General features: G+C 67.4%; 8 protein-coding genes. 6 read left to right on the top strand and 2 right to left on the bottom strand.

Features of this window, described 5'->3' with window-relative positions:
* The 6 genes from K8V84_RS25665 to mnhG all read left to right on the top strand — a co-directional run.
* Positions 1-259, top strand: a 259-nt coding sequence (locus K8V84_RS25665) for a hypothetical protein (protein WP_304079504.1), incomplete at its 5' end; no start/stop codon positions are given.
* The gene (locus K8V84_RS25670) at positions 256-1089 is read left to right on the top strand and encodes a Na(+)/H(+) antiporter subunit C (protein ID WP_304079507.1); all 834 of its coding nucleotides are present in this window, start codon (positions 256-258) and stop codon (positions 1087-1089) included. The genes K8V84_RS25665 and K8V84_RS25670, both read left to right, overlap by 4 nt.
* 2 nt (positions 1090-1091) lie before the next feature.
* Entirely contained in the window at positions 1092-2750 is a 1659-nt protein-coding gene (locus K8V84_RS25675) for a Na+/H+ antiporter subunit D (RefSeq protein ID WP_304079509.1), read from the top strand.
* Positions 2747-3358, top strand: coding sequence for a Na+/H+ antiporter subunit E (locus K8V84_RS25680; protein ID WP_304079511.1), 612 nt, complete (start codon positions 2747-2749; stop codon positions 3356-3358). Before K8V84_RS25675 ends, K8V84_RS25680 begins: the two co-directional genes overlap by 4 nt.
* On the top strand, positions 3355-3687 hold the full coding sequence (locus K8V84_RS25685; protein ID WP_304079513.1) for a monovalent cation/H+ antiporter complex subunit F: 333 nt from the start codon (positions 3355-3357) through the stop codon (positions 3685-3687). Before K8V84_RS25680 ends, K8V84_RS25685 begins: the two co-directional genes overlap by 4 nt.
* Entirely contained in the window at positions 3684-4088 is a 405-nt protein-coding gene (gene mnhG, locus K8V84_RS25690; protein ID WP_304079515.1) for a monovalent cation/H(+) antiporter subunit G, read from the top strand. The genes K8V84_RS25685 and mnhG overlap by 4 nt, the downstream gene beginning before the upstream one ends.
* A gap of 61 nt (positions 4089-4149) precedes the next feature.
* Here mnhG and K8V84_RS25695 read toward each other — a convergent pair whose 3' ends face one another.
* Both K8V84_RS25695 and adh read right to left on the bottom strand, forming a co-directional pair.
* Positions 4150-4560: a DUF779 domain-containing protein gene (locus K8V84_RS25695; protein ID WP_304079517.1), complete on the bottom strand. Its 411-nt coding sequence runs from the start codon at positions 4558-4560 to the stop codon at positions 4150-4152.
* Positions 4560-5583 (bottom strand): aldehyde dehydrogenase (adh, locus tag K8V84_RS25700; RefSeq protein ID WP_304079519.1); only part of this gene is annotated, 1024 nt, incomplete at its 5' end. The genes adh and K8V84_RS25695, both read right to left, overlap by 1 nt.

Consider the following 5583-nt stretch of genomic DNA (forward strand, 5'->3'; position numbering starts at 1 on the left):
GGCGATCGGCGGGGCGATCTTCCTCGACGACGTGCTCGCCGGAGCGGACCACTACCTGAACTTCGGGATCTTCGGCGAAGCGCACGTCACGGTCTCGACGCTGTTCGACATCGGTGTGTACCTGCTGGTCATCGGACTGATCCTGGACATCCTGCGCAGTCTCGGCGCCCGCATCGACGAACAGATCGAACGGGACGCCGCGCACTCGGAGGCCATCGGTCCGAGAACCCCCACACGAACCGAGGAGGTCACCTCGTGAACGAGTCGCCAAGCCTGACACTCGTCATCGTCGTGGGTGTCCTCGTCGCGGTCGGCGTCGTCCTCATGCTGGAGCGCAGCCTCACCCGTGTGCTACTGGGCTTCATCGTGTTCAGCAACGGCGTGAACCTGATGATCCTGGCGATGGCCGGGCGGCCGGGCGGTCCTCCGATCCGGTGGTTCACCGACGACATCAACGAGATGACCGATCCGCTGCCACAGGCGATGATCCTGACGGCCATCGTCATCACCCTCGGCATCACCGCGTTCCTGTTGGCGTTGGCCTACCGGAGCTGGCAGTTGGAGGGCAACGACGAGGTCCAGGACGACGCCGAGGACCTCCGTATCGTGCAGGGCGAGGGCCGTCGCGCGGTGCGCCAGCGCTTCCTGCAGGAACGCCGCCGGCTGCGCGCGGACATCCGCAGGCAGCGGGCCGAACTCCAGGCCACCATCGCCGCGGCCGACGCCCAGGAGCTGGCCGAACAGGCCCGCATCAAGGCGGAGATCGCGGCCGCCCAGGCCGAGCTCGCCAGGTTCGAGGTCGAAGCCGAGGACGGCGACATCGACGAGCAGTCCCAGGAGACCATGCGTCGTCTGACCCACCGTCGACAGAGCATGGTCAACCAGGTGACGGAACTGCGCGGCCGGATCCGCATGGGGCGCAAGCGACTGCGGGAGCACAGGCGCGCCGACCGCGCCGCCGAACGTGAGCTGTGGCGCGAGCTGCGCCGTCGCATCCGTTCGCAGCGGCGTCAGGCACGTCAGACCATGCGGGCCGAGCGTGAACGCTTGGCCCGCGCGGAAGACAGCGACCTGCAAGGGAACGACTGACCATGGAATGGGACTACCTCGCCGGAATCCTGCACTACCTCGTTCCCCTGCCGGTGGTGTTGCCGCTCTTCGCGGCCGGTGTCAAGCTCGCGATGGGTATTCGCCGGCCCCGTTTCCAGCAGTGGCTGAGCGTCATCGCGTTGACGCTGGTCCTGCTGATCGGTGCCGCGTTGATGGTGGGCGCCGACATGTTCGGGCCCCAGGCCGTCCAGGTGGGCGGTTGGGAGACCCCGGTCGGCATCACGCTCGTGGCCGACCGACTGTCCGCGCTCCTGGTGACGGTCTCCGCGGCCATCACCCTGGCCGTGCTGATCTACTCGATCGGTCAGGGCATGGCCGGCAAGGGTGAGGTCGCGCCGCTCTCGGTGTACCAACCGACCTACCTGATCCTGGTGGCCGGTGTCTCCAACGCCTTCCTCGCCGGTGACCTGTTCAACCTGTACGTCGGCTTCGAGATCCTGCTGACCGCCAGCTACGTACTGCTGACGCTCGGCGGTACGCAGTCACGGATGCGGGCGGGCGCCATCTACGTGGTGGTGTCGCTGGTCTCGTCGGTGCTGTTCCTGATCGGTATCGCGCTCGTCTTCGGCGCGACCGGCACCGTGAACATGGCGCAGCTGGGCGAGCGACTGCCCGAGATCTCCTCGGAGTTGGCGCTGGTCCTACAGGTCATCCTGTTGGTCGCCTTCGGTATCAAGGCGGCGGTCTTCCCGCTGGCCGCGTGGCTGCCGGACTCCTACCCCACCGCGCCGGCACCGGTCACCGCGGTGTTCGCGGGACTGCTCACCAAGGTGGGCGTGTACGCGATCATCCGGACGCAGACCCTGTTCTTCCCCGGCGAACAGCTCAACGACGCCCTGATGTGGGTGGCGCTGGCGACGATGATCCTGGGCATCCTGGGCGCCGTGGCGCAGACCGACATCAAGCGTCTGCTGTCGTTCACCCTGATCAGCCACATCGGCTACATGGTGTTCGGTGTGGCGCTCGGCAGTCAGTTGGGGATGGCGGGCGCCGTGTACTACATCGCCCACCACATCACCGTGCAGACCACGTTGTTCCTGGTGACGGGGTTGATCGAACGAAGGGGCGGGTCGACCGCGCTGGACCACCTGGGCGGCCTGGCGAAGATGGCGCCGCTCCTGGCCATCCTGTTCTTCATCCCGGCGATGAACCTGGGCGGCATCCCACCGCTGTCGGGCTTCCTCGGCAAGGTCGGGCTGATGCAGGCCGGTGTGGACGCGGGCACCCCGCTGGCGTACACGCTGGTCGGCGCCTCGGTGCTCACCAGCCTGTTGACGCTGTACGTCATCGCGCGGGTGTGGAACTACGCGTTCTGGCGCACCCCGTCCGAGGGCATGGTCGCCGAGCCCGGCACGATCCTGGAGGACACCGAGGAGGAGGACGACTCCACCGCGGCCCTGGGCCCGGGTGAGGCCGTCGGCCCGTCCTCGCGACTGAGCGACACCTCGACCGCGGCCACCCCTGTGGTGACCTCGGTGGTCCTGCCCAGGAGCATGGTGGGGGCCACGATCGGTCTGGTCGCCTTCGGTCTGGCCATGACCGTGTTCGCCGGACCGCTCATCGGCTACTCGTCGGACGCCGCGACCGACCTGTTGGAACGCACGCCCTACATCGAGGCGGTCCTCGGAGGGTCCCGATGAACGCTCTACAGATCAAGAAGAAGATCGGTGCGCGTGCCCTGCGCAGCCGCATCGGCAAGGTACAGATCCCCGTCGCCCTCGGGATGACCGTGGTCTGGATGCTGTTGTTCGACGCCTTCCGGCTGCGCCCGGAGACACTGGGCATCGCCGTCCTGGGCTTCCTGGTGTCGGTGCTCATCATGATGGTGTTCCCGCTGCCGCCGATCGTTCCGGGCTTCCGGTTCTGGCCGTTGCAGGGCCCCTACATGGTCCTGTACATCCTCGGCAAGATGTTCGCCGCGAGCGTCGACGTGAGCGCCTGGGTGTTCCGGCCCGGGCCCCCGGTACAGAGTTCGGTGGTGGCGGTGCGGATGCGCACCGAATCCGACCTGATCATGGTGTGCGTCGCCATCGCCACCTCGATCATTCCGGGCAGTGTGATCGTGGAGGCCTCCCAGCCCGAACGCATCCTGTACGTGCACGTGCTCGGCGCGCAGAACGAAGAGGAGGCGGCCGAGGCGAAGAGGGGCGTCCACGAACTGGAGGAACGCATCGCCCGCGGAATCGGCACCCGGGAGAACATCGCCGAACTGGAGGCCGCCCTGGCCACCGAGCGGAGGAACGCGTGAACACCCTGTGGATCGTCATCGCCGTCCTGCTCGGTGCGGCCGCGCTGTTGGGCATGGTCCGGCTCCTGTTGGGGCCGAGCATCCTCGACCGCGCGCTGTCCGTCGACGCCCTGTTGGCCTTCGCCGTGACCGGCCTCGGCGCCTTCGCGGCCTTCAACCGCGACCCCACGGTGCTGCCCACCCTGCTGGTGCTGTCCTTGCTGGGCTTCGTCGGTTCGATCAGCGTCGCCAAGTTCGTCGCCCGGCGTGCGGAGGGGGACGACGAGGATGAACAGGTCGTGCTCCCGGTCGTGGAGAACACGGTCGAGGAAAAGGGGGAGACGTCGTGAGCGAACAGTTCGTTCAGGTCCTGGACCGGGTCGCGATCCTGTGCATCCTGGCCGGGGCACTGCTGTCCTTCATCGCCGCCATCGGCCTGATCCGTTTCCCCGACCTGTTGTCCCGGATGCACGCCGTGTCCAAGCCCCAGGTGTTGGGGTTGCTGCTGGTACTGCTGGGGATCGGTCTGCGTCTCCTCCCCGCGGAGGAGACCGGTGTCTTCAGCTTCGGCACGCTGTTCCTGGTGGGGCTGTTCCAGGTGGTGACGGTGCCTGTGGCGGCTCACATCGTGGCCCGGGTCGGATACCGGACCGGTCGGATCCGCCGGGATCTGGTGAGCACCGACGAACTCGCGGACCGGCTGGCCACCCGACGCTCCGTCCCCGACACCTCCGAGGACACCGTTTCCTAGTCCTCACGAAGGCATGACCGGGGCCGGTCGGGTCCCCTCCTCCCGACCGGCCCCGGTTCTCTTATTCGGTAGTGGTCTCTGCGTCCAGTCGAACCGCCTCCTCGTCGCTCATCAACCGGGACCGGATCAGGAACCGCTGTCCGGTCGGGGCCTCCACGGAGAACCCCGACCCCCGTCCGGGAACGACGTCGATGGTCAGGTGGGTGTGGCTCCACAGCTCGAACTGCGAGCGGGACATCCACACCGGCACCGGCTCCGGCAGCCCCACGTCCAGGTCTCCGAGGTGCACGTCGGAGGCTCCGGTACGGAACTCCCCCAGCGGATAGCACATCGGTGAGCTGCCATCACAGCAGCCGCCGGACTGGTGGAACATCAGCGGACCGTGGTCGGCGGTCAGTTCCCGCAGCAGGGATGCCGCGGGGTCGGTGACCGCCACCCGCTCCACCGTGGTCTCGCCGCCGGAGGTGCCCATCAGAAGAACCCCATCGCCTGATCCGAGTAGCTGACCAGCAGGTTCTTTGTCTGCTGGTAGTGGTCGAGCATCATCTTGTGGTTCTCGCGCCCGATCCCCGACTGCTTGTAGCCACCGAAGGCGGCGTGCGCCGGGTAGGCGTGGTAGTTGTTCACCCACACACGGCCGGCCTGGATGTCGCGGCCGGCCCGGTAGGCGGTGTTGCCGTTGCGCGACCACACACCCGAGCCGAGCCCGTACAGGGTGTCGTTGGCGATCTTGATGGCGTCGGCGTAGTCGTCGAACCGGGCCACCGAGACCACGGGGCCGAAGATCTCCTCCTGGAAGATCCGCATGTTGTTCTGCCCCTCGAAGACCGTGGGGGCGACGTAGTAGCCGCCCGCCAGGTCGCCCTCCATCTCGGCCCGGCCGCCACCGGTGAGCACCTTGGCGCCCTCCTGACGGCCGATGTCGATGTAGGACAGGATCTTCTCCAACTGGTCGTTGCTGGCCTGGGCGCCCATCATGGTGTCGGTGTCCAGCGGGTTGCCCTGCTTGATCCGACCCACCCTCTCCAGGGCGTCGGCCATGAACCCGTCGTAGATGGAGTCCTGGATCAGCGCACGGGACGGACAGGTGCACACCTCGCCCTGGTTGAGGGCGAACATCGTGAAGCCCTCCAACGTCTTGTCGTAGAACGCGTCGCGCTCGGCGGCCACGTCCTCGAAGAAGATGTTGGGGCTCTTACCGCCCAGCTCCAGGGTGACCGGGATGAGGTTCTCCGACGCGTACTGCATGATCAGCCGGCCCGTGGTGGTCTCACCGGTGAAGGCGACCTTGCGCACGCGCGGGTTCGAGGCCAGCGGCTTGCCCGCCTCCACGCCGAAGCCGTTGACGACGTTGAGCACGCCCGGCGGCAGCAGGTCACCGATGATGTCCATCAGGAGCAGGATGGACGCGGGCGTCTGTTCGGCGGGCTTGAGGACGATGGCGTTGCCGGCCGCCAGGGCCGGGGCGAGCTTCCAGACCGCCATGAGGATCGGG

It is taken from the genome of Nocardiopsis listeri (genome assembly GCF_020741345.1).
In the GTDB taxonomy this organism is placed as follows: domain Bacteria; phylum Actinomycetota; class Actinomycetes; order Streptosporangiales; family Streptosporangiaceae; genus Nocardiopsis; species Nocardiopsis listeri_A.

Bases quoted from the DNA above. Each gene is read 5' to 3' on its own strand.
- K8V84_RS25680 (WP_304079511.1), top strand. From the start codon at position 2,747: ATGAACGCTCTACAGATCAAGAAGAAGATCGGTGCGCGTGCCCTGCGC.
- K8V84_RS25675 (WP_304079509.1), top strand. From the start codon at position 1,092: ATGGAATGGGACTACCTCGCCGGAATCCTGCACTACCTCGTTCCCCTG.
- K8V84_RS25695 (WP_304079517.1), bottom strand. From the start codon at position 4,560: ATGGGCACCTCCGGCGGCGAGACCACGGTGGAGCGGGTGGCGGTCACC.